The organism is Achromobacter insuavis (assembly GCF_902859645.1).
GTDB lineage: Bacteria > Pseudomonadota > Gammaproteobacteria > Burkholderiales > Burkholderiaceae_B > Achromobacter > Achromobacter insuavis.
Genome location: NZ_CADIJR010000010.1, coordinates 103,457 through 126,821 on the forward strand (window position 1 = coordinate 103,457; position 23,365 = coordinate 126,821).

The following is a 23,365-nucleotide window of genomic DNA, read 5'->3' on the forward strand; positions in this document are numbered from 1 at the left end:
CGCCATGAGCAAAGCCCGCCACGTTTCCGAAACGCCCGCCACCCAGTTCCTCAAGCAGCACAAGGTGGCGTACACCGAACACACCTACGACTACATCGACCACGGCGGCGCCGGCGAGGCCGCGCGCCAGCTGGGGCTGGATCCGCACGCGGTGGTCAAGACGCTGGTGATGGAAGACGAATCGGCCAAGCCGCTGATCGTGGTGATGCATGGCGACCGCGAGGTCTCCACCAAGAACCTGGCGCGCCAGGCCGGCCTGAAGAAGGTCGAGCCCTGCAAGCCGGACGTCGCGCAGCGCCATTCGGGCTATCAGGTCGGCGGCACCTCGCCATTCGGCACGCGCAAGAAGATGCCGGTGTGGGTCGAGGCCGAGGTGCTGCAATACCCGGTCGTCTACATCAACGGCGGCCGCCGCGGCTACCTGGTGGGCATCGACCCGAACGTGCTGGTGAGCCTGCTGGGCGCCAAGCCGGTGACGGTGGCGCTGGAATAAGGGGCGCAGCGGACTCGCGGCCCGCGCGGGCCGTGAGCCGTCACTTGGGGGATGCTTGCGCCCCGCGTGGTATCCCGTTACCACCCCCGCTCACGCGGGCGGGGGCACAATGGATCGTAGAACATCAAGAACCGGCCGCCCGGCCCTCGGGCGCATCAGCCGGCGATCCTCATCCCCAGGAGACAATCATGAGCAAGAGACTGTTGATGCTGGTCGGCGACTACGCCGAAGACTACGAAACCATGGTGCCGTTCCAGACGCTGCTGGCGGTGGGACACACGGTGCACGCGGTCTGCCCCGGCAAGAAGTCCGGCGAGAGCATCGCCACCGCTATCCACGACTTCGAGGGCGCGCAGACCTACAGCGAAAAGCGCGGCCACAACTTCGCGCTGAACTACGATTTCGACCGCGTCGAGGCCGGCTCCTACGACGGCCTGGTGATCCCCGGCGGCCGCGCGCCGGAATACCTGCGCCTGAACGAAAAAGTGCTGGAGATCGTGCGCGCCTTCGACAAGGCCGCAAAGCCGATCGCCGCCGTGTGCCACGGCGCCCAGTTGCTGGCGGCCGCCGGCATCCTGGAAGGCCGCACCTGCTCGGCCTATCCCGCGTGCGCGCCGGAAGTGCGGCTGGCCGGCGGCACCTACGCCGAGATCGGCATCGACCAGGCCTATACCGACGGCAATCTGGTGACGGCGCCGGCCTGGCCCGCGCATCCGGCGTGGCTGGCGCAGTTCCTGGCCGTGCTCGGCACCAAGATCACGCCCTGAGTGCCGCGCGCCGGCCGTTGACATGGCTCGGCCCGTGCGAGCGCCCAGAGCTTGAGGCCGCGTAATGCGGATGCCGCAATGAAAAAGGCGCCTGCCGCGGCAGGCGCCTTTTGCCGTCCGTCGCGGCGCGGGCGGCTATGCCGCCATGTCCAGCACGATGCGGCCTTCGATCTGGCCGCGGCGCATGCGGTCGAACACGCTGTTGATGTTCTCCAGCTTCTCGGTGGCCACGGTGGCATGCACCTTGCCTTCCTCGGCGAACTGCAGCGATTCCTGCAGGTCCAGGCGCGAACCCACGATCGAGCCGCGCACCGTCACGCCGTTGAGCACCATGTCGAAGATCGACAGCGGGAAGTCGCCCGGCGGCAGGCCGTTGAGCGCCACCGTGCCGCCGCGCCGCACCATGCCCAGCGCCTGCTCGAAGGCCTTGGGCGAGACCGCCGTGATCAGCGCGCCGTGGGCGCCGCCGATCTCCTTCTTCAGGTACGCCGCCGGATCGGTGGTCTTGGCGTTGACGACCACCTCCGCGCCGAGACGCTTGGCGAAGGCCAGCTTGTCATCGTCGATGTCCACCGCCGCCACGTTCAGGCCCATGGCGCGCGCATACTGCACCGCCATGTGGCCGAGGCCGCCGATGCCGGAGATCACGACCCAGTTGCCGGGCCGCGTGTCGGTCATCTTCAGGCCCTTGTAGACCGTGACGCCGGCGCACAGCACCGGGGCGATGTCGACGAAGCCGACATTCTTGGGCAGCAGGCCGACATAATCGGCCGCCGCCAGCGCGTACTCGGCGAAGCCGCCGTTGACGGAGTAGCCCGCGTTCTGCTGCTGCTCGCACAGCGTTTCCCAGCCGCCCAGGCAGTGTTCGCAATGGCCGCAGGCGGAGTACAGCCAGGGGATGCCGACGCGGTCGCCTTCCTTGACGTGCGTGACGCCTTCGCCGACCGCCACCACGTGGCCCACGCCTTCGTGACCGGGGATGAAGGGCGGGTTCGGCTTGACCGGCCAGTCGCCTTCGACCGCGTGCAGGTCCGTGTGACAGACGCCGCAGGCCTCGATCTTGACCAGCAGTTCGCCGGCCCGGGGGCGCGGCACTTCGACCTCTTCGATTTCCAGGGGCCTGCCGAATGCGCGAGCCACGGCGGCTTTCATGGTTTTGTTCATTGCTACCTCCGAAGTCAGATCAGTCTTAGCATGCTCGGATGGGGACGCGTCCGAGACCTTGATTTATATCAATGGCTTCCGGACGAGCCGCGCGCAGGAAACGTATCGTTGCAGAATGGGCGGGAATGCCCCGAGGCAGAGGTGTCTTGCCGGGCCGGCGGCTATCGTCGTACAGTGGCCCGCAAGCCTCGTGTCCGCCCCAGGAGCTCCCATGTGTGAAATCTTCATCCGCGCGAGCGAACAGTCCTACGCGCCCGAAACCCGCTCCCTGCGCCTGCACGGGGTGGCCACCAGCCTGCGCCTGGAGCAATTGTTCTGGCAGGTGCTGGAGGAAATCGCGGCGCGCGACGGCATGCGGGTCACGCAACTGATCGAGCGCCTGTACGACGAGCTGGTGGAATACCGCGGCGAGGCGGCGAACTTCACTTCCTTCCTGCGCGTGTGCTGCCTGCGCTATCAGCTGCTGCAGGCCGAGGGCCGCATCCCGGCCGATGCCGCGGTGCCGATCCGCTCGCTCAATCCGCAGGCGGTGCTGGAAGGGCTGCCGCCGTCGATGTACGACCCGCAGCCGTTGCGGTCCAAGCGGCCGGTGGCGGCGTAGCGCCGCGCCGGCGGCATCGGGGCGCGACACTCGCGGCTTGCTTCCGCCGGCATCCCGCCTCGCCGCCAGACGTAAAAAAAGCCCGATCGTCGATCGGGCTTTTTCGTGGCCGGAGGGCGCCTGGATCAGCCGCCCGGCTGGGTCGAGGCCATGGCCACTTCGCTTTGCACGATGCGGCGGATGCGCACGGCATCGCCGATGCGCGACAGCTTGCCCTGCGAGTCCAGCAGCACGATCGCCAGGTCGCGGCCGTTGATGCGCGCCAGCATCACCAGGCATTCGCCGGCTTCGTTGATGTAGCCGGTCTTGGACACCTTGATGTCCCAGTCGGGCTTGCGCACCAGCAGGTTGGTGTTGCGGAAGGTCTGCGTGCGGTTGTTGATCTCGACGTCGTACTCCGTGTCGGTGGAGTAGCGGTGGATCAGCGGACGCTGCGACGCGGCGCGCAGCAGGCGGGCCAGGTCATGCGGCGACGACACGTTGTTGCTGGACAGGCCGGTGGGCTCGATGAAGTGCGTGCTGCTCATGCCCAGCGACTGCGCCTTGGCGTTCATGGCGGCGACGAAGGCCGGCAGGCCGCCCGGATAGTGGCGGCCCAGCGCGTTGGCGGCGCGGTTCTCGGACGACATCAGCGCCAGGTGCAGCATGTCGCCGCGCGAAAGCTTGGTGCCCACGCGCAGGCGCGAGGTGGTGTGCTTGAGGCCGTCGATGTCTTCATCGGTGATCTCCAGCATCTCGTCCATCGGCTGGTTGGCGTCCACCACCACGACCGCGGTCATCAGCTTGGAGATCGAGGCGATGGGGCGCACCACGTTTTCGTTCTTGGCGAAGATCACGGTGGAGGTAGCCAGGTCCTGCACGTAGGCGGTGCTGGACCGCAGCGCGGCGGCTTCGGCGCGCACCGACACCGCGGGCGGCGGCATGGCGGCTGCCGCTGCGGCGGCGGCCGTGCGCTGCGCGCGCGACGGCTTGTTGGGCTTGCCGTTCTTGCCGGCCGCGCCCTTCTTGGACGAACTCTGCTGGGCGACGGCCTGCTTGCCGCCCTTGGGCGTTGCGTTCTTGCCGGCGGCCTGCTTGGGCGCGCCCTTGGCGGCGGCCTGTTTGCCGGCGGCGCCCTTGGGCGGGGCCTTGGCGGCGGCCGACTTCGGCGCGGCTTGCTTGCCAGATGCGGCCTTGGGGGCGGTTTTACCCGCGGCTTGCTTGGGGGTGGAGGCCTTGCCGGCGCCCGCTTTGGCGGGGGCGGGGGCCTTTTTGGCTTGTTGCGCCTTGCAAGCCGCCGATTTGGCGTTGGTCTTGCAAGGATCGGTATTTTTCGCGGCGAGCGCGGCTGAGGGCAGGAGCGCGCACATCGCCAGCGCCGCCGGCGCTATCGCGTTCGCAATTGCACGTTTCCAGGTAAATGCCATGGTTTGAGCAGGCTTGTCAGTCTGTGAAGAATTATTTCCCCGGCCGGGCTTGCTGCGGTTCGGGAAAAGTCCAGATGAATTAGGGGCTTACGCGTCGAATTTAAACAGTAATTTCAAGTCGCGCGCAAGGCGATTCGCTATCATCGCCGAAAAAAATATCAGGGACGTATTGACGGGTAGCTTATTCGTCGCGTGCGGCGTCCCGAGACGCTACCGGCGCGCGGCGCGTGAGCGTAGCCCGGATTAACCCTCATCCGGCTGAATACACGGGACTTTCGTGGAAAGCGACCTGCGGAACCGAGGTCGGGAGCGTGGCCTCGCCGGGTGGAATCGAACCACCAATTGACCCTTAGGAGGGGCCGGTTATATCCATTTAACTACGGCGAGGCGGGCGGGATGGCTTCGCGCCGGAATCGCGCCGGGCCCGTGGGGAGCCTAGTGCCTTGATATTCCAGGGAAAGACCAGGGGCGCAAGTGTAACACCATTGGATAGCCGCCGAAAATTAGTGGATTTAATCAACTATATGCCCTATATTTCCTGGCATGGCTAGGTCGCCGCGCGCGGCCCGGCCCCATACCTAGAACATCCAGGAGCAGGCATGACCCCGACTTTTCACACGATCCTGCTGGACGTGCAGGACCGTGTCGCCACGGTGACGCTGAACCGGCCCGACAGCCGCAACGCGCTCAATTCCCTCATGTGCGCCGAGTTGGTGCAGGCCATGCAGCATCTGGCGGAGCGGCCGGACGCGCACGTGGTGCTGATCGCCGCGGCGGGCGCGGCGTTCTGCGCCGGCGCCGACCTGAAGGAACGCAAGACCATGTCGAACGCCGAAATGACGGCGCGCCGGGTGCAGGGCTTTGCCGCCTACGCCGCCATCGAGCGCATGCCGCAGCCGGTGATCGCGGTGGTGCAGGGCGCGGCGTTCGGCTCCGGCTGCGAGATCGCCGCGGCCTGCGACTTCGTGCTGGCCTCGTCCGAGGCGACGTTCTGCTATCCCGAAGTGGGTTGGGGCACCGTCGGCGCCACGCAGCGGCTGCCGCGCGTGGCCGGCGCGCGCAAGGCCAAGGAACTGCTGTTCACCGGCCGCCGCTTCGACGCGGCCGAGGCGCGCGAGATCGGCCTGGTCAACCAGGTGTACGCGCCCGAGGCGCTGGCGGCCGAGGCCGCGCAGATGGCCGCGGCCATCGCGCGCGCCGCGCCGCTGACCGTCAGGCTGACCAAGCGCAGTATCGACCAGGGGTTGGCGACGACGCGCGAAGGCGCGATGGCGATCGAGCTGCTGGCGATTGAGGAAAACCTGCGCGGCACCGACTGGAAGCAGGCCATCGCCGGCTTCGGCGCGGCGGGAGACAAGGCATGATCGACCCCACGACCCTGTCGCGGGCGCTGGCGCGCCAGGTGGCCGAACGTGGCGCCGCTGAAGCGTTCGTCGCGCCGGGCGAGCGCCACACCTGGGCCGCGCTGCAGGACGGCGCGCGGCGCATCGCCCGCGGCCTGCATGCGGCCGGCGTGCGCCGCGGCGACCATGTTGGCGTGCTGCTGGGCAACGGCGGCACCTGGGTGCAGGTGTTTTACGCCTGCGCGCTGCTCGGCGCCGTGACGGTGCCGGTCAACACGCGCTTCAAGACCGATGAACTGGCGTTCTGCCTGAAGCAGGCCGACGTCAAAGTGCTGCTGACCGCGGATACCTTCCTGGGCATCGATTTTCTCGATCTGCTGACGCAGGTGGAGCCGGCGCTGGATCAGGCGTTGCCGGGCGCGGCGCTGCCGCTGCTGCGGCAGGTGGTGGTGCTGGGCGAGCGCTGCCCGCGCGGCGCGCGCGCCTGGGCGGACTTCCTGCGGGCCGGCGAGGCCGTCGACGATGCGGCGCTGCAGGCCCGCATGGATGCGGTGGTTCCGGACGACGTGCTGTTGATCCAGTACACCTCGGGCACCACCTCGTTTCCCAAGGGCGTGATGCTGACGCACGCCAACATGTTGACCAATGCGTGGGCCGCGGCGCAGCGCATCGGCGTGCGGCCCGACGATCGCTACTTCAGCATCCGGCCGTATTTCCACGTGGCCGGCACCACGTTGTCGATCCTGGTGAGCCTGATGAGCGGCTGCTGCCTGCTGACGCTGCCGAAGTTCGACGTGGCCGATGCCTTACGCATGCTCGACGACGAGCGCTGCACGCTGACGTCGGGCAACGACACCATCTTCCTCATGCTGATGGGGCATCCGGATTTCGACCGCGCGCGCATCCATTTGCGCGGCGGCTGGGCGGCGGCCGGCCCGCAGGTGATGCAGAAGATCCGCGACGTGATGGGCGTGCCGGGCATCTGCAACGCCTACGGCCAGTCCGAGGCCTCGCCCAACATCACGCTGTCGGCGCACGATGATCCCTTTGAACTGCGCGCCATGGGCTGGGCGCTGCCGCATCCCGGCATGCAGGTGCGGGTGGTGGATCCGGGCACGGGCGAGCCGTTGCCGGCCGGCATGCAGGGCGAGATCCAGGCGCGCGGCTGGAGCGTGATGAAGGGTTACTACAACATGCCCGAGGCCACCGCCCGCGCGCTCGGCGCCGATGGCTGGCTCAGCACCGGCGACCTCGGCGAGATGGACGCGGAAGGCCGGCTGCGGATGGTGGGCCGTCTCAAGGACATGTTCCGCGTGGGCGGCGAGAACGTCGCGCCGGCGGAGGTCGAAGAGACCCTGCACGGCCACCCCGCCGTGCGCATGGCGCAGGTGGTCGGCGTGCCCGATGCGCGCCTGGGCGAAGTGCCGGCGGCCTTCGTGCTGCTCAAGGACGGCCAGGACTGCACGCCCGAGGAACTGACGGCCTGGTGCAAGGCGCGCTGCGCCAACTTCAAGGTGCCGCGCTATGTCGAGATCGTCGACAGCTTCGAGCACATCGGCATGACGGGCAGTTCCAAGGTGCAGAAGAACAAGCTGCGCGCCCACGCGCTGGCGCTGTTCGGACTGGAGCAACAGGCATGAGCGCGCGCGACGTGGTGCTGTGCGAATGCTTCGCGCGCGATGGCCTGCAGCATGAGCCCGATTTCATCGATACCGCGGTCAAGGCCGGCCTGATCGACAGTTTTGCCGCATTGGGCTTCGAGCGGGTCGAGGCGACCTCGTACTCCAATCCCAAGGTGGTGCCGCAGTTCGCCGACGCCAGCGCCTTGCTGGCGGCGCTGCCGCGCCGCGCGGGCGTCTGGTACAAGGCCACCTGCGCCAATGCGCGCGCGGTGGAGCGGGCGCTGGCGGACCTGGACGCCGGCATCGGCGCCAACGAGATCAGCCTGCTGGTCTCGGCCAGCGAGTCGCATTCGACGCGCAACCTGAAGCGCGAGCGCGCTGCCCAGTGGGACAACATTGCCGAGATGGCGCGGCTGGCGGATGGCCGTTTCCGCCTGATCGGCACGATCTCGGTGGCTTTCGGTTGCCCGTTCGAGGGCGCGGTCGACGCGGATTCGGTCATGGCCGACGTGCGGCGCTTCGCGGCGCTGGGCGTGGGCATCGTGACGCTGGGCGACACCACCGGCATGGCCACGCCGGCGTCGGTGCGCGACCTGTACGGCCGCATGGCGCGCGAGGTGCCCGAAGTGACGCCGGTGGCGCATTTCCACGACACGCGCGGCACCGGCCTGGTGAATTACGTGGCGGCGCTGGAGGCGGGCGTCACGCATTTCGACTGCGCCTTCGGCGGCGTCGGCGGCCATCCGGCCAAGGTGCGCTACGGCGGCGGCCATACCGGCAACGTGGCGACGGAAGACCTGGTTAACCTGTTCGAGTCGATGGGCGTGCGCACCGGCCTGGACCTGGCGGCGATGGACGCGGTGTCGCGGCGCTGCGAGGCGGTGCTGGGGCGCGCGCTGCACAGCCGCGTGGCGCAAAGCGGCCTGAACCCGCTGCTCGGCGTCGCGCGGGAGGCGGCCGCATGATGACCGCCCGCCGCGTTTGTATATCATGCGGGCAGCGGCGCGCGACCTGCGCGCGCGCCGATTTTCCCCGCATCTGAAGAGTCCCTCATGGCCACCCGAACCGCATCCAAGTCCGCCGCCTCCGCGCGTCCCGAACCCCGGGCGTTGAAGGAACTGTTCTCGTACCGCCTGAACCGGTTGGCCTACGTGTCCAGCCGCATCGCCGCCGGCCTGAACGAAAGCCGCTACGGCGTCGGGCCGCGCGAATGGCGCATCATCGCGCTGCTGGGCGCGGCGCCGGACATGTCGTTGAACGCGGTGGCGCGCGAGGCCAACATCGACAAGAGCCAGGCCAGCCGCACCGTGTCGGAACTGATCGAGCGCGGCCTGATCCAGCGCAACGCCGACAGCCAGGACGGCCGCGGCGTCAGCCTGGACCTGACGCGCACCGGCCGCGCCCTGTACGACGAGATCTTCCCGGCCGCGGTCGAGCGCAACGAAGACATGCTGTCGGTGCTGTCGGACGCCGAGCGCGAGGCCATGGAACGCATGCTGGACAAGCTGACGGCGCACGCGCTGGAGATGCTGAATGAATGCAAGGCGGAGGTGCCGGCGCGTCGCGGCCGCGGCGTGCAGCCGCGCTGAACGCGCGGGGCGCGCCCGCGCTTTTTTTTACCCTTATTGTTGATTTAATCAATCACTTTGATTGTCGCCATTGGAAGAGGATATCCGTGATGTCGGAACTGATCATTGAAGACCTGGGCGCGGTGCGGCTGCTGCGCCTGAACCGTCCGGAAAAGCACAACGCGCTGAACACCGCGTTGACCACGGCGCTGCTGGACGCGCTGCGCCAGACCGATCGCGACGACGCGGTGCGCGCGGTGGTGCTGACGGGCAATGGCAAGTCGTTCTGCGCGGGCGCCGACACCGGCGAGTTCTCGGCCCTGACGCCGGAACAGCCGGACGCGGTGTTGCGCCGCGCCGACCTGACGACCGACCTGCACCTGGTGTTCTCGCGCATGGTCAAGCCGGTGATCGGCGCGGTCCATGGCAATGCGCTCGGCGGCGGCGCCGGCCTGGCGCTGGCCTGCGACCTGACGGTGATGGCCGAGGACGTGCGCTTCGGCTATCCGGAACTGCGCCACGGCATCGTGGCCGCGGTGGTCATGGCCAACCTGGTGCGCCAGGTCGGCCGCAAGCATGCCTTCGAGCTGGTGGCGATGGCTGAACCGATCGATGGCGCGCGCGCGTTGCAGCTGGGCATCGCCAATCGCGTCGCGCCCGCCGCGCAGGTGCTGGACCAGGCGCTGGCAATGGCGCAGCGCCTGGCCGGCTGGGAGCCGGCCGCGATGGGGCTGACCAAGCGCGCCTTCCACCGCGCGGCCGACCTCGGGCTGGGCGAGGCGCTGGGCGTGGGCCGCGACGCCAACGTCATCATGCGCGGCTTTCGCCAGGGAGCGGCGCGATGAGACCGCTTGAAGGCGTCACCATCCTGGACCTGTCGCGCGTGCTGGCGTGCCCGTTCGCCTCGATGATCCTGGCCGAGCTGGGCGCCGAGGTCATCAAGGTCGAGCAGCCCGGCGGCGGCGACGAGACGCGCGGCTTCGAACCCAAGGTGCAAGGCGAGGGCGGCACCGAGTCGGCCTACTACCTGGCCTTCAACCGCAGCAAGCAGTCGGTCACGGTGAATTTCCGCCATCCCGAGGGGCAGGCGCTGATCCGGCGATTGGCGCAGACCTGCGACGTGGTGGTCGAGAACTTCCCGGTCGGCACGCTCGCCAAATACGGCCTGGATCGCGAGCGCATCGCGCCGGACAACCCCGGTCTGATCTATTTCTCGTGCACCGGGTTCGGCATGACCGGGCCGTACGCGCCACGCAAGGGCTATGACACCGTGTTCCAGGCCATGGGCGGCATCATGAGCCTGACCGGCGAGCGCGGCGGCGGCCCGGTCAAGCCGGGCCTGCCGGTGAGCGACCTGACCTCGGGCCTGTGGGCCGCCATCGGCATCCTGTCGGCGATGGTGGGACGGGTGCGCTCGGGGCAGGGCTGCCATATCGACTTCTCCATGCTGGACGGCCAGGTGGGCCTGCTGTCGCTGGCGGCGGCGCGCTATTTCGCGCTGGGCGAAGTGCCGCCGCGGCTGGGCACGGAACATCCCGGCCGGGTGCCCTCCGCCGCGTTCGAGTGCGGCGACGGCCGCTGGGTGCAGATCACGGGCAGCGACCAGCACTGGAAGCCGCTGTGCGAGGCGCTCGAACTGCCGCAATGGGCCGACGATCCGGAGCTGGCGCGCAACGCCGTGCGCGTGGCGCGCCGCGACGAAGTCATGGCCGGCCTGTCGGCGGCCGCCGCGCGGCTGACGCGCGACGAACTGTGCCGCCGCTGCGATGCGCGCGGCGTGCCGGCCGGCCCGATCCTGGATGTCGAGGAGATCCTGCACAACGAGCACGTGCTGGCGCGCGGCATGGTGGCCAGCTACGAGCATCCGTCCATCGGCCGCTTCGGTGCGGTGCCGGTGCCGTTCAAGTTCGACGGTTTCGACGATCCGCGCCTGGAGCGCCCGCCGTTGCTGGGCGAGCACACCGACAGCGTGCTGGCCGGCCGGCTGGGCCTGTCGCCGGCGCAGATCGAGGCTTTACGCGGGCAGGGCGCGATCTAGCCGCCGGGGCGCGACGCCCCGCGGCCATCCCTCGCACAACATCACACACATAAAACACAATATCCCAGGAGACAAACCATGAAGATTCTGAAGCGCCTGCTGTGCGGCGCGGCGGTGGCGGGCGCGCTGTGCGCGTCGGCCGTCGCCGCCGATCCCTATCCCTCGCAGCCGATCACGCTGGTCAACCCGTACGCGGCCGGCGGGCCGGCGGACGTGCTGGGCCGGGCCCTGGCGCGCGAGCTGGAAAAGCAGCTGGGCAAGACCATCATCGTCGAGAACAAGGCCGGCGGCGGCGCGGCCATCGGCGCCAACTTCGTGGCGCGCGCCAAGCCGGACGGCTACACGCTGCTGCTCGGCACGTCGGCCGCCCACGTGGTGACGCCGCTGATGCAGCAGACGCCGTACGACGGCATCAAGGACTTCGCCTTCGTCTCGATCGTCGCCAACCAGCCCAACATGCTGGTGGTGCGGCCCACGCTCAAGGCCGACAGCGTCGAGCAGTTGATCGCCATGGCGCGCAAGGAGCCGGGCCGCATCAACTATGCCTCGGCCGGGCCCGGCAGCTCGCCGCACCTGGGCGCCGAACTGTTCCGCGAACGCGCCGGCGTGGACATCGTCCACATCCCCTACAGCGGCGCGGCGCCCGCCATCAACGATCTGGTGGGCGGGCAGGTGGACATGGCGGTGCTGAACCTGGCCGCCAGCCTGCAGTTCATCCGCAGCGGCCGGCTCAAGGCGCTGGCCTACGCCAACGACCATCGCTCGCCCTTGCTGCCCGACGTGCCGACGCTGGCCGAATCCGGCGTGAAGGGCGCGGAGTCCGCCTCTTGGTACAGCCTGGCCGCGCCCAAGGGCACGCCGCCGGAGATCCTGCAGCGCCTGAACGACGCGGTCGCCAAGGTCAACGCCAATCCGGAATACAGCAAGCTGATGCAGGCGCAGGGCGTGGACCTGTGGAACATGACGCCCCAGGAAGCCACGGCCTTCGTGGAGAAAGACCAGACCGCCATGCGCAAGCTGGTGCAGGCGGCGGGGCTGATGAAGAAATAGGACTATTCCGGCGGCTGGAATGACGGTTCGCCGCCCTGGTTGCATCCTGATGAGCGGGACAATTCGCCCGGTGGCTTCGGCTGCCGGGGTTGTTTTGTCAATTCTAACGTAGTAACGTTACTACGTTATTTGCAAGGATCAAGGGATGCGCCATGTCCATCACCACACTGTCCAGCCGGGAACTCAATCAGGACGTGACCCGCGCCAAGAAGGCGGCCCTGCTCGGCCCGGTGTTCATCACGGACCGCGGCAAGCCAACCCATGTCCTGCTGGGCATCGAAGAGTACTGGCGCCTGGTCGGCCAAAAACGAAGTCTCGTCAGCGCGCTGTCGATGCCGGGCCTTGCCGGGATCGATCTCGATGCCCCCCGTTCGCGCGAGCTGCCCCGCCCCGCGGACGTCGAATGATGTTCCTGCTGGATACCAACGTGCTGTCCGAGTTGCGCAAGGCGGGCGACGGCAAGGCGGACGTGAACGTGGTCGCCTGGTTCTCCAACGAGGACGCGGTGAATTTCTACGTCTCGGCGATCACGCTCATGGAGATCGAGATCGGCATCCTGCGCATGGAGCGGCGGGATGCCGGGCAAGGCAGCCGCCTGCGCGCCTGGATGCGCGATCGCGTCCTGCCGGAATTCTCCGACCGGACCTTGCCGCTCGATACGGCGGTGTCATTGCGCTGCGCCAGATTGCATGTGCCGGACCTGCGGCCCGAGCGGGACGCCTTCATTGCCGCGACTGCGCTGGTGCACGGGATGACGCTCGTGACGCGAAACGTGTCTGATTTTTCCGGTTGCGGCGTCAACCTTGTGAATCCCTGGCTCACCCCACCATCAGCGCCGCGCGCCTGAGCGCGTCGCGCGTTTCCGCCACCAGTTGCTCGACCACCGCGCCGGCCGGTTGCAGGCTGTCGATCAATCCCGCGCTCTGGCCGGCCTCGACCTTGCCGCCCTGCACGTCGCCGTCGAAGGCGGCCTGCTTCAGGGAACTGCCGGAGAACATCGTTTCCAGCGTGGCCTCGTCGCCGCCGCGTTCGGCCGCGAGGTAGTCGCGGGCAAATGCGTTGCGCAGCATGCGCACGGGCGAACGGCCGCGGCCCACCAGCGTGGTGTCGGCGACGCCGGCCGCCAGCACCGCATCCTTGTAGGCATCGCACACGCCGGCCTCGGGCGTCAGCAGGAAGCGGGTGCCCAGTTGCGCGCCCGCCGCGCCCAGGCACAGCGCGGCGGCGATGCCGGCGCCGTCGGCGATGCCGCCGGCCGCCACCACTGGCACCGACACGCGCCGCACCACTGAACGCAGCAGGACCTGCAGGCCGATTTCATCGGGGCCGGGATGGCCGCCGGCTTCCAGGCCGACGGCGATCACCGCGTCCACCCCCGCCGCTTCGGCCTTGGCGGCGTGTTCGGGGCTGGCGATCACCTGCAACCATTTGACGCCGGCCTCGCGCGCGCGGCCGATGTGCTTCTGCGGTCCGCCCTGCGACGCGATGATGACCGGCACGCCTTCGGCCAGGGCGATATCCATGTGCTCCTGCGCGCGTTTGTTGTACAGCGGGATGTTGACGGCGTAGGGCGCGTCGGTGCCGGCGCGCACCTCGCGGATGGCGGCCAGCAGCGCCTCGGGGTACATCGGGCCGGCCGCGATCACGCCGAGCCCGCCGGCGCGCGACACCGCCAGCGCCAGCGCCGCGTTCGACGAGGCCCAGCTCATGCCGCCCTGGATGATCGGGTAGCGGGTGCCCAGCAAGCGGGTCAGCGGGGTTTGCAGAGTCATGGCGAATCAGAATGGGGAAAAGCCCATTCTGGAATATATGGTTGATAAAATCAACTATATTCTGAGCGGCGGCCCGGCGGCCCGGCGGCCCGGCGAACGCATCGCGCACGCCATGCGCGATGCGCCGACGCGGGTATTCCCGATTGCGCCAGGTTATTTGTTTATGATGTGCGCGTCTGGCCCAAGGCCCGGCCGTCCCGAGGAGGGGGCGTCTTTCTCCATCAATAAGAAAAATCATGTCGAGCACTACCTCGAGCACTACCGATACGCTTTCCGTGCGCACCATCGTCCTGGGCACCCTGGTGGTGCTGCTGGCCATGGGCGTGCGCGCCACCTTCGGCCTGTTCATGCAGCCGATGGGCCTGGCCCATGGCTGGAGCCGCGAAGTGTTTTCCATGGCCTTCGCGCTGCAGAACCTGGTCTGGGGCGTGGCCTGCATCTTCATGGGCATCCTGGCCGACCGTTATGGCTCCGGCCGCACCATCGCGCTGGGCGCGGTGCTGTACATGCTGGGCATGATCGGCACCCGCTTCGCCACCGACGAAACCACGCTCTACCTGAGCGCCGGCCTGCTGGTCGGCCTGGGCCAGGCCGGCACCACGTTTCCGGTGATCCTGCCGGTGGTGGCGCGCGCCGTGCCGCCGGCCTACCGCAGCACGGCCATGGGCATCGCCAGCGCCGGCGGCTCGCTTGGCCAGTTCGCGGTGGTGCCGACCGGGCAGGCGCTGATCACCGGCCTGGACTGGCCGGGCGCGTTGTGGGTGCTGTCACTGTTCGTCGCTTGCGCGGCGCCGCTGGCCTATTTCCTGCGCGGCCGTCCGCAGGCCCATGGCGGGCCGCAGCAGTCGCTGGCGGCGGCGGTGCGGCAGGCGGTGCGGCATCCGTCGTTCCATTTCCTGTTCTGGAGCTATTTCGTCTGCGGCTTCCACACGGCCTTCATCACGCTGCACCTGCCGGCCTATGTCACCGACGGCGGCCTGACGCCGGGGCAGGGCGCCACCGCGATCGCGCTGATCGGGCTGTTCAACGTGCTGGGCTCGTTCTACGCCGGCAAGCTCGGCGGCCAGTACAGCAAGAAGCGCCTGCTCGCGGTGGTCTACGGCATGCGCGCCTTCGGCATCCTGCTGCTGCTGTGGCTGCCGCTGTCGCCGTGGGTGCTGTATGCGTTCGCCGCCTGGATGGGCTTGTTCTGGCTGGGCACGGTGCCGCTGACGCAGGGGCTGATCGGCCAGATCTATGGCCTGCGTTATGCCGCGACCCTGTCCGGCATCGTTTTCCTGGGCCACCAGGTCGGCAGTTTCATCGGCGTGTGGCTGGGCGGTTATGCCTATGCCAAGACCGGCAACTACGACCTGGTCTGGTGGCTGGGCGTGGCGCTGGCGGTGGCCGCCGCGCTGCTGTGCCTGCCGGTGCGCGAGCAGCCGCTGGCGCAGCCGGCGACCGCGTGAGGCGAACCGCCATGACCGACACGCCTGCCGTCGCTTCCGCCCGCCGCCATCGCGGCTGGCGCCTGGCGGGCTGGGCGGCGTTGGCGCTGGTGTTGGGCCTGGCCTTCTGGGGCTACACCCAGCCCGACATGCAGATCCATTGGGAAAACCTGGCGTCGCTGTGCGGTTTCTAGCCGCGCGGGCGGGGCGGGGGCGCGGTATCCTACGGCGGTAATCGTTTCCACACCGCGTTTCCGTATCGCGTTTTGACGCCGCCCATGCAGGACGACCCGCTTTCCTACCCCGACCTGAGCCTGTCCGCCATCGGCGACATGCCTGCCGCCGACATGCTGGTGCTGACGGTCAACAACCGCCTGTCGCGCCGGCTCACGCTCGAGCTGGCCGGGTTGCTGCGCCAGGAGCGCCAGGTCAGCGAACTGCCGCGCATCCTGCCGTTGTCCGCCTGGCTGGCCGAATCCGCCAATGAACTGGCGTTCGAGACCGATGACGACGTGCCGGCCTACCGGCTCGACGGCTTCGCCACCCAGCTGGTCTGGACCGAGGCCATCCGCGCCGAAGAGGCCGAGCGCGTGCTGCTGGACGCGAGCCAGGCCGCGCGCCTGTCGATGGACGCGGACCAGCTCATGGACGAGTGGGCGCTGCGCGTGCCGTCCGGCGCCGACACCGACGAGTACCGCGGTTTCGCGCGCTGGCGCGAACGCTATCGCCAGGTTCTGGCCGCCATCGACGCCGAGGACGCCAACCAGGGCTATGCCCGCGTGCTGCGGGCGCTCGAGGATGGCCGGCTGGCCGTGCCCGGCCATCTGGTGCTGGCCGGCTTCACCGATATGTCGCCGCGCTTCCGGCGGCTGCTGCGGGCGTTCGAGGAACAGGGCTGCCTGATCGCGCAATGGCGCGACACGCAGCGCGCGCCCGCCGAGCCGCGCCGCTACGAGGCGCCGGAGCAGGGCGCCGAGTGGCGCGCGGCGGCCGAGTGGGCCGCCAGTCAGCTGAAGCGTCATCCCGCCGGCCGCTACGCCATCGTCTCGCCCCAGCTCGAAGCCGAATCGCCGTTCGCGCGGCGCATCCTCAGCCAGGCGCTGGCGGGCCACGACGGCGCGCCGGCGTTCGCCTTCAACGTGGCGGTTGGCCGTCCGCTGGATGAATGGCCGATGGCGCGCGCCGCGCTGGCGTGGCTGCGCGCGCTGGCCGAATGCGCGGCGGGCAAGGGCTGTGGCGTCGAGGTGCTGGGCGCCGCGCTGCTGGCGGGCCACTGCGCGGGCGATGTCAGCGAACGCGCCCGCCTGGCCGCCCTGGACGCGCGCTGGCGCCGTCGCGGCCAGATCCACCTGTCCGCGATGGAATGGCGCAAGCAGCTGTCGCAGTTGCCGCCGCTGGCGCAGGCCTGGGACCAGGCCATGGAGATCTGGACGAAGGGGGGCGCGCGCGCCACCAGCGATGTCTGGATGCTGCGCATGAAAGCGGCGCTGACGGCGCTCGGCTTTCCCGGCGAGGGCGTGCTGGACAGCGTCGGCTACCAGGTGCTGGGCGCGTTCGGCGAGGCGCTGGGCGGCTTCTCGGCGCTGGCGCCGGCCGCCGGCAAGCTGGGCGGCGTGGCGGCGGTCAACCTGCTCCAGAGCGTGGCGCGCTCGGCCGCGTTCCAGCCGCAGCGCGACCCGTTGGCGCGGCTCGACGTGCTGGGCCTGCTGGAAGCCGAGGGCGGTTTCTGGGATGGCGTCTGGATGCTGGGGCTGACCGACGATGTGCTGCCGGCCTCGCCCAAGCCGAACCCGCTGCTGCCGCTGGCGGTGCTGCGCCAGGCCAAGGCGCCGCGCGCCACGCCCGAGCGCGAACGCGAGTGGGCCGAGGGCATCTACGCGGCGCTGTGCCGCTGCGCGCCGGAGGTCATCGTCAGCCACGCGCACATGGACGGCGAGCGCGAGCTGCGGCCGTCGCCATTGATCGCCGCCGCTGCCCTGACCGATTGGCGGCCGGCGCTGGCGCCGTCCGTGGCCGCCTTGCCGCAGGAAACGCTGGACGACGCGCAGGGCCCGCCGCTGGCGCCGGACGACCGGGGCGGCGGCGGGTTGGATGTATTGGACACGCAGGCGCGCAATCCCCTGTGGGCGTTCGTGCGCCACCGGCTCGGCGGGCGCGAACTCGCGGCCTATGCCGACGCGGCCACGGTGAACGTGCGCGGCCAGTTCCTGCACAAGGCGCTGGAACTGGTGTGGGGCATGCTGCCCGACCAGGAGGCCTTGCACGACACGCTGGCCGGCGGCCGCTTGCCGGCCTTGCTGGAGCAGGCGGTGGCGCAGGCCGCCGAGGAAGAACTGCAGCAGTACGCGCCGGCGCTGAAAGCGCTGGAATGCGCCCGCGCGCTGACGGTGCTGGCGTCGTGGCTCGACATGGAAGCCCAGCGGCTGCCGTTCGCGGTGGCGCAGGTCGAGAAGAACCACGAATGGCGCCATGGCGCGCTGCACCTGAAGCTGCGGCTGGACCGCATCGACACGCTGACCGACGGCCGCAACGTCATCGTCGACTACAAGACCGGCGTGGCCGCGGCCAAGCCCGAGCCCGACTGGTCGCGCAGCCGTCCGGTGAACGTGCAGCTGCCGTTCTACGCCTCGGTGCTGGCCGATGCCGCCGGCGGCGAAGTGGCCGGCCTGGTGCTGGCCCAGATCCACGCGCGCCAGGTGGCGGCGCAGGGCCTGGCCGACGAGGACCTGGGCATGGCGGGCGTGACGCTGGCCGCCGAAAGCAAGTACTTCGACGGCCTGTCCTGGCCCGAGATCCGCCAGCGCTGGCGCGCCGCGATCGAGTCGCTGGCCGATGAATACGTGGCAGGCCATGCCGCCAATGTCGCCTACCGCCGCGACGACCTGAAATACTGCGACGCGCTGCCCTTCCTGCGCTTGCACCTGGATGACGAGGACGCCTGAGCCATGGCCGATGTAGAACGCCAGCCCCAGGACCATGCCGCGCGCGCGGCGGCGCTGGATCCCGCGCGCTCTTTTCTGGTGCAGGCGCCCGCCGGCTCCGGCAAGACGGAACTGCTGACCGACCGCATCCTGGCGCTGCTGGCCACCGTCAACCGCCCCGAGGAAATCGTCGCCATCACCTTCACGCGCAAGGCTGCCTCGGAGATGCATGCGCGCGTGCTGAGCAAGCTGCGCCGTGGCCTGGACGCGCCGCCCGAGGCCGCGCACGAACGCCGCAGCTGGGAACTGGCGCGCGCCGCGCTGGCGCGCAACGCCGAACAGGAATGGCACCTGCTGGAGCATCCGGCGCGGCTGGCGATCCGCACCATCGACTCGTTCTGCGCCGGCCTGGTCCGCAGCATGCCGTGGCTGTCCGAACTGGGCGGCATGCCCGAGATCACCGACGACGCCCGCGCCCATTACGAAGCGGCGGCGCGCGCCACGCTCGATCTGGCGGATGACTACGACGCGGTCCGCATCCTGCTGCAGCACATGGACGTGGACGTGCAGGCGGCCAAGGACGCCATCGCCGACATGCTCGGCCAGCGCGATCAATGGCTGCCGCTGCTGCGCCATGGTTCCGACCGCGAGGCGCTGGAGGAAACCCTGGCCGCGGCTATCGGCGACGACCTGGAGGCGCTGTGCGAGGCCATGCCCTACGGCTGGGCCGACGCGCTGTCCGGCCCGGCGCGGCTGGCCGCGGCGCAATTGCAGGACGGCGGCGAGGACGACCGGCTGGCCGCCTTGCTCGACTGGACCGAGGAACTGCCGGCCGATGCCGAGGTGCTGGACCAGTGGCGCGCCGTCGCGCACCTGCTGCTGACCGGCACCGGTTCGCTGCGCAAGACCGTCACCAAGACCCTGGGTTTTCCGGCCAAGTGCGCGCACAAGGAACCGTTCGTCGCCTGGCTCGAAAGCGCCGACGCCGATGCCGCCTGGGTGCGGCGCCTGGCGGCGGTGCGCGACATTCCGGCGCCGCGCTTGAGCGACGCGCAATGGGAAGTGCTGGGCGCGCAGCTGATGACGCTGGCGCTGGCGGTGGCGCAGTTGCGGCTGCGCTTCGCCGACACCGGCGAGGTCGACTTCATCGAGATCTCGCAGCGCGCCGCCTCGGCGCTGGGCAGCGCCGACGATCCGGGCGAGCTGCTGCTCAAGCTCGACGCGTCCATCCGCCACCTGCTGATCGACGAGTTCCAGGACACCAGCCAGACGCAGCTGGACCTGTTGCGCACGCTGACCTCCGGCTGGCAGGAGGGCGACGGCCGCAGCCTGTTCCTGGTGGGCGATCCGATGCAGTCGATCTACCGTTTCCGCAAGGCGGAAGTGGGGCTGTTCCTCGAAGTCGCGGAAACGGGCGTGGGCGAACTGCAACCGGGTTTCCTCAACCTGACCGACAACTTCCGCTCGCAGGCCGGCATCGTCGACTGGGTCAACCAGTCGTTCGCGCAATTGCTGCCCAAGCGCAGCGACGCGGCCGCGGGCGCCATCAAGTACAGCCCGTCCACCGCCTTTCACGGCGCCTTGCCGGATCCGGCCGTGCGCTTCCATCCCGCCTGGTCGCGCGCCGGCGCCGCGCCGGCCGAGGAACAGGCCGAGGACATTGCCGTCGGCCTGGTGCGGCAGGCGCTGGCCGAACACGCGGGTAGCAAGCACCCGGTCGCCATCCTGGTGCGGGCCCGCAGCCACCTGGGCAACCTGACGCGCCGGCTGGCGCAGGAAGGCATCCGCTGCCGCGCGGTGGACCTGGTGCCGCTGGCGCTGCGGCCGGTGGTGGCGGACCTGGTGCAGTTGGTGCGGGCGCTGTCGCATCCGGGCGACCGGCTGGCGTGGCTGTCGGTGCTGCGCGCGCCGTTCTGCGGCCTGACGCTGGAGTCGTTGCAGCGCCTGTTCGGCGCCGACCATGTGACGCCGGTGCCGGTGCTGCTGGAGCGCCTGTTGCGCCCGGCGCCGGTGAAGGCCGTGGCGGCGCCCTTGGCCACCGCGCCGGCGGCGCGCCAGGGATCCTTGTTCGACGACACCGAGAACCCGGCACAAGGGGCCTTGTTCGACGACGCGGCGTCTGAAGCATCGCGCGTTGATCCGGTCTTGACGCCGGTCGCGGCGGGCGAGGGCGAACCCTCGTTCGGCGGCGCGGACGCCCCGCGTTCGGCCGAGGCCCTGCTGCGTCCCGATGAATACGCGCGCCTGCGGCAGGTGGCCGCGATATTGCTGGATACGCGCAACGCCTCGGGCGCCATGCCGTTCGCGGCCTGGGTCGAGACGCTGTGGCGCCGCCTGGGTGGGCCCGCGCTCTACAGCGGCCCGTCGGTCGCCAACGACGCCGAAAGCCTGTTCCAGCTGGTCGAGCGCCTGGCGCCGCACGGCGCCATCGACGCGGCCGCGCTGGACACCGGCATCGCGCGCCTGTTCGCCGCGCCCGACGCCGCCGACGAAGAAGCCGCGGTCGAGATCATGACCATGCACAAGTCCAAGGGCCTGCAGTTCGAGACGGTGATCCTGTATGGCCTGCATCGCGCGCCGCGCGGCGATCAGCCGCCGCTGGTGCGCTTCGAGCAAAGCAGCAATCGTGTGCTGTTCGGCCCGGTCAAGCCGCGCGCCGAAACCGAGGCCGATCCCGTGTCGCGCTATCTGGGCGCGCGCGAGGCCCGCCGCGCCTCCTACGAGATCGACCGCCTGCTGTACGTCGCCGCCACCCGCGCCCGCAAGCGCCTGCACCTGGTCGGCCACGTCAACGTCGACGAGGCCAGCGGCCAGCCCAAGACGCCATCCTCCGCCAGCCTGCTGGGCCGCCTCTGGCCCTGCCTGGCCACGCCCACGCCGCCGGCCGCCGACGGCGACACGGCCGAGCCCGTGGCCGACGCGCCGGAATGGCAGGGCGAACCGCTGCGCCGGCTGCACCGCGACGGCCTGGCGCAACTGGCGCGGCAGGCCGACGTCGCCATCAGCCCCGGCTTCGCCGCCGCCGCGCGCGGCGCCTGGGGCGACAGCGCCGAACATCCCGCCTGGCAACTCGAATCCGGTTACGACGCCGCCATCGGCACCCTGGCCCACGCCTGGCTGGCCCGTATCGGCCAGGACGGCGTTACGACCTGGCCGGCGGACGCCCTGGCCCAACGCCTGCCCGCCATGCGCCGCCAGCTGACCCGCGCCGGCATCCCCGCCAGCCAGGCCGACGCCGCCGCCGAAGCCGTCCTGGACACGCTCCAGTCCACCCTGGCCGACGACCGCGGCCTCTGGCTCCTCTCCCAATCCGGCGCCCGCCGCGAATGGCCCCTCATCGACGCCGCCGGCAAAGTCTCCGTCATCGACCTGGCCCTCAGCACCGAAGACGGCTGGCTCATCGTCGACTACAAAACAGGCCGCCCCCAACCCAACGAATCCCCCGCCGCCTTCGCCCAACGCATGCGCCAACGCCACGGCGACCAACTCCTGCGCTACTGCGCCCAGGTAACCGCCCTGGACGGCCGCAAAGCCCGCGCCGCCCTATATTTCCCCCGAGCCCAAGCCTGGATAGACCTATAAAAAAAGCAAAGCAAGACAAAAAAAGAAAAAAACAGAGCAAGAAAAAAAGCGAAGCAAGGCAAAGCGAAGCGAGCCAACAAGACAAGCGAAGCAACGTCTCCTCCCCCTCCCCCTAGGGGGGAGGGCCGGGGAGGGGGCGCACATACAGCCCCCCGGGGCCCGCCAGCCAAGAGGCTAGCCGAGCGAGCAACGCGAAGCTCTGCTAGAATCTTGCTTGGCGGGCCCCTTCGCATGGTTCGACGGTGAACCTGGTCAGGTCGGGAACGAAGCAGCCATAGTCGTTTAGGGTCAGTGCCGGAGTAAGGCTCGCCAACCGGTTTTCGCAAAGGGGACGGGGTTGTTTTCCAAGGGGATTTCCCCGGAAGATGATTCCGTCCCTTTTGCATTTCACGCCGGCAATCGCATCGGCTCTTGCAAAGGCTCTACAATCCCGCCATGACTTATCTGGTACTGGCCCGCAAGTGGCGGCCGCGATCGTTCGATACCCTCGTGGGACAGGATCACGTGGTGCGCGCGCTGACGCATGCGCTCGACACCCAGCGCCTGCATCACGCCTGGCTGTTCACCGGCACGCGCGGCGTCGGCAAGACCACGCTGTCGCGCATCCTGGCCAAATCGCTCAACTGCGAAACCGGCATCACCTCCAAGCCCTGCGGCGTCTGTCGCGCCTGCACCGAGATCGATGCCGGCCGGTTCGTCGACTACCTCGAACTGGACGCGGCCTCGAACCGCGGCGTCGAGGAAATGACCCAGCTGCTGGAGCAGGCCGTCTACGCGCCGGGCGCGGGCCGCTTCAAGGTCTACATGATCGACGAAGTGCACATGCTCACGGGGCACGCGTTCAACGCGATGCTCAAGACGCTGGAAGAGCCGCCGCCGCACGTCAAATTCATCCTCGCCACGACCGATCCGCAGAAGATCCCGGTCACGGTGCTGTCGCGCTGCCTGCAATTCAATCTGAAGCAGATGCCGGCCGACTCCATCGTGGGCCACCTGCAGGCGGTGCTGGGCGAGGAACAGGTCGGCTTCGAAGTGCCGGCCCTGCGCCTGATCGGCCAGGCCGCGTCGGGCTCGATGCGCGACGCGCTGTCGCTGACCGACCAGGCCATCGCCTACAGCGCTGGCAACCTGACCGAGGACGCCGTGCGCGGCATGCTCGGCACCATCGACCAGCGCCACCTGGTGCGCCTGCTGGACGCCTTGTCCACCGGCGACGCCAAGGGCGTGCTGGCGGTGGCCGACGAACTCGCCACGCGCGGCCTGTCGTACGCCGGCGCGCTGGCCGACCTGGCGGTGCTGCTGTCGCGCGTCGCCATCGAGCAGCGCGTGTCCGGCGTGATGCCGGCCGAGGATCCGCTGGCGGCCGACATCGCCCGCCTGGCGCAATCGCTGCATCCCGACGCGGTGCAACTGTTCTATTCGGTGGCGGTGCACAGCCGCGGTGAACTGACGCTGGCGCCGGACGAGTACGCCGGCTTCATCATGGCCTGCCTGCGCATGCTGGCGCTGAACGGTGACGCCGGTCCGCAGACCGCCATCGAGGCGCCCGCCACGCCGGCCCGCCAGACGGCCGAGCCCGCCGTGGCCGCCGCGCAGCCGCCGCAAGCGGCG

Annotated in this window: 20 protein-coding genes, 1 tRNA gene and 1 other RNA gene; 18 read left to right on the forward strand and 4 right to left on the reverse strand. The window is 69.5% G+C overall.

The window, feature by feature from the left end:
* The first annotated feature begins 4 nt into the window (after positions 1–4).
* Both ybaK and H0523_RS08355 read left to right on the forward strand, forming a co-directional pair.
* On the forward strand, positions 5–493 hold the full coding sequence (gene ybaK / locus H0523_RS08350) for a Cys-tRNA(Pro) deacylase (RefSeq protein ID WP_054428456.1): 489 nt from the start codon (positions 5–7) through the stop codon (positions 491–493).
* A gap of 188 nt (positions 494–681) precedes the next feature.
* Positions 682–1,260, forward strand: coding sequence for a DJ-1/PfpI family protein (locus H0523_RS08355; protein WP_054428455.1), 579 nt, complete (start codon positions 682–684; stop codon positions 1,258–1,260).
* A gap of 135 nt (positions 1,261–1,395) precedes the next feature.
* On the opposite strand, the gene adhP is transcribed toward H0523_RS08355, so the two are convergent.
* Positions 1,396–2,424: an alcohol dehydrogenase AdhP gene (gene adhP, locus H0523_RS08360; protein WP_054428454.1), complete on the reverse strand. Its 1,029-nt coding sequence runs from the start codon at positions 2,422–2,424 to the stop codon at positions 1,396–1,398.
* A 211-nt stretch (positions 2,425–2,635) separates the two neighbouring features.
* On the opposite strand from adhP, the gene H0523_RS08365 reads away from it, so the two are divergent.
* The gene (locus H0523_RS08365) at positions 2,636–3,025 is read left to right on the forward strand and encodes a ribbon-helix-helix domain-containing protein (protein ID WP_054428453.1); all 390 of its coding nucleotides are present in this window, start codon (positions 2,636–2,638) and stop codon (positions 3,023–3,025) included.
* Between the two features lie 125 nt (positions 3,026–3,150).
* Here the strand turns inward: H0523_RS08365 and pbpG are convergent, their stop codons facing one another.
* Together pbpG and H0523_RS08375 are read right to left on the reverse strand one after the other, a co-directional pair.
* Positions 3,151–4,431, reverse strand: coding sequence for a D-alanyl-D-alanine endopeptidase (pbpG, locus tag H0523_RS08370; RefSeq protein ID WP_054428452.1), 1,281 nt, complete (start codon positions 4,429–4,431; stop codon positions 3,151–3,153).
* Positions 4,432–4,743: 312 nt separating this feature from the next.
* Positions 4,744–4,818, reverse strand: a tRNA-Arg gene (locus H0523_RS08375).
* A gap of 212 nt (positions 4,819–5,030) precedes the next feature.
* Here H0523_RS08375 and H0523_RS08380 point away from each other — a divergent pair.
* The 9 genes from H0523_RS08380 to H0523_RS08420 all read left to right on the forward strand — a co-directional run bounded on the left by H0523_RS08380 (position 5,031) and on the right by H0523_RS08420 (position 12,899).
* On the forward strand, positions 5,031–5,795 hold the full coding sequence (locus H0523_RS08380) for an enoyl-CoA hydratase/isomerase family protein (protein ID WP_054428451.1): 765 nt from the start codon (positions 5,031–5,033) through the stop codon (positions 5,793–5,795).
* Positions 5,792–7,414 carry an AMP-binding protein gene (locus H0523_RS08385; RefSeq protein WP_054428450.1) on the forward strand — a complete coding sequence of 541 codons (1,623 nt, stop codon included), beginning with the start codon at positions 5,792–5,794 and terminating at the stop codon, positions 7,412–7,414. Before H0523_RS08380 ends, H0523_RS08385 begins: the two co-directional genes overlap by 4 nt.
* Positions 7,411–8,361, forward strand: a complete 951-nt coding sequence (locus H0523_RS08390; RefSeq protein ID WP_054428449.1) for a hydroxymethylglutaryl-CoA lyase — start codon at positions 7,411–7,413, stop codon at positions 8,359–8,361. The genes H0523_RS08385 and H0523_RS08390 overlap by 4 nt, the downstream gene beginning before the upstream one ends.
* Before the next feature lie 87 nt (positions 8,362–8,448).
* Complete coding sequence (locus tag H0523_RS08395) at positions 8,449–8,985, forward strand: MarR family winged helix-turn-helix transcriptional regulator (RefSeq protein ID WP_054428448.1); 537 nt, start codon at positions 8,449–8,451, stop codon at positions 8,983–8,985.
* An 89-nt stretch (positions 8,986–9,074) separates the two neighbouring features.
* The gene (locus H0523_RS08400) at positions 9,075–9,809 is read left to right on the forward strand and encodes an enoyl-CoA hydratase/isomerase family protein (RefSeq protein WP_054428447.1); all 735 of its coding nucleotides are present in this window, start codon (positions 9,075–9,077) and stop codon (positions 9,807–9,809) included.
* A complete protein-coding gene (locus tag H0523_RS08405) occupies positions 9,806–11,002 on the forward strand; it encodes a CaiB/BaiF CoA transferase family protein (protein ID WP_054428446.1) in 1,197 nt (398 codons plus the stop codon). Before H0523_RS08400 ends, H0523_RS08405 begins: the two co-directional genes overlap by 4 nt.
* A gap of 78 nt (positions 11,003–11,080) precedes the next feature.
* Positions 11,081–12,052, forward strand: coding sequence for a Bug family tripartite tricarboxylate transporter substrate binding protein (locus H0523_RS08410; RefSeq protein ID WP_054428445.1), 972 nt, complete (start codon positions 11,081–11,083; stop codon positions 12,050–12,052).
* Positions 12,053–12,204: 152 nt separating this feature from the next.
* Entirely contained in the window at positions 12,205–12,459 is a 255-nt protein-coding gene (locus tag H0523_RS08415; protein ID WP_054428444.1) for a type II toxin-antitoxin system prevent-host-death family antitoxin, read from the forward strand.
* Positions 12,456–12,899: a type II toxin-antitoxin system VapC family toxin gene (locus H0523_RS08420; RefSeq protein ID WP_054428443.1), complete on the forward strand. Its 444-nt coding sequence runs from the start codon at positions 12,456–12,458 to the stop codon at positions 12,897–12,899. Before H0523_RS08415 ends, H0523_RS08420 begins: the two co-directional genes overlap by 4 nt.
* Here H0523_RS08420 and H0523_RS08425 read toward each other — a convergent pair.
* The gene (locus H0523_RS08425; RefSeq protein WP_054428442.1) at positions 12,871–13,824 is read right to left on the reverse strand and encodes an NAD(P)H-dependent flavin oxidoreductase; all 954 of its coding nucleotides are present in this window, start codon (positions 13,822–13,824) and stop codon (positions 12,871–12,873) included. The two genes, H0523_RS08420 and H0523_RS08425, sit on opposite strands and share 29 nt — an antisense overlap.
* Before the next feature lie 236 nt (positions 13,825–14,060).
* Between H0523_RS08425 and H0523_RS08430 the strand changes: the two genes are divergently transcribed.
* From H0523_RS08430 to dnaX, 6 genes are all read left to right on the forward strand, one after another.
* Positions 14,061–15,272 (forward strand): MFS transporter, encoded by a 1,212-nt coding sequence (locus tag H0523_RS08430; protein ID WP_082404274.1) that lies wholly within the window; start codon positions 14,061–14,063, stop codon positions 15,270–15,272.
* 11 nt (positions 15,273–15,283) lie between these two features.
* Positions 15,284–15,445 (forward strand): hypothetical protein, encoded by a 162-nt coding sequence (locus H0523_RS08435; protein WP_180180048.1) that lies wholly within the window; start codon positions 15,284–15,286, stop codon positions 15,443–15,445.
* 84 nt (positions 15,446–15,529) lie between these two features.
* Positions 15,530–18,193: a PD-(D/E)XK nuclease family protein gene (locus H0523_RS08440; protein ID WP_054428440.1), complete on the forward strand. Its 2,664-nt coding sequence runs from the start codon at positions 15,530–15,532 to the stop codon at positions 18,191–18,193.
* A gap of 3 nt (positions 18,194–18,196) precedes the next feature.
* Positions 18,197–21,754 carry a UvrD-helicase domain-containing protein gene (locus H0523_RS08445; protein WP_054460445.1) on the forward strand — a complete coding sequence of 1,186 codons (3,558 nt, stop codon included), beginning with the start codon at positions 18,197–18,199 and terminating at the stop codon, positions 21,752–21,754.
* Positions 21,755–21,970: 216 nt separating this feature from the next.
* An RNA gene (gene ffs, locus H0523_RS08450) (signal recognition particle sRNA small type) lies at positions 21,971–22,068 on the forward strand.
* A 121-nt stretch (positions 22,069–22,189) separates the two neighbouring features.
* Positions 22,190–23,365, forward strand: a 1,176-nt coding sequence (gene dnaX, locus H0523_RS08455) for a DNA polymerase III subunit gamma/tau (RefSeq protein WP_257225059.1), incomplete at its 3' end; no start/stop codon positions are given.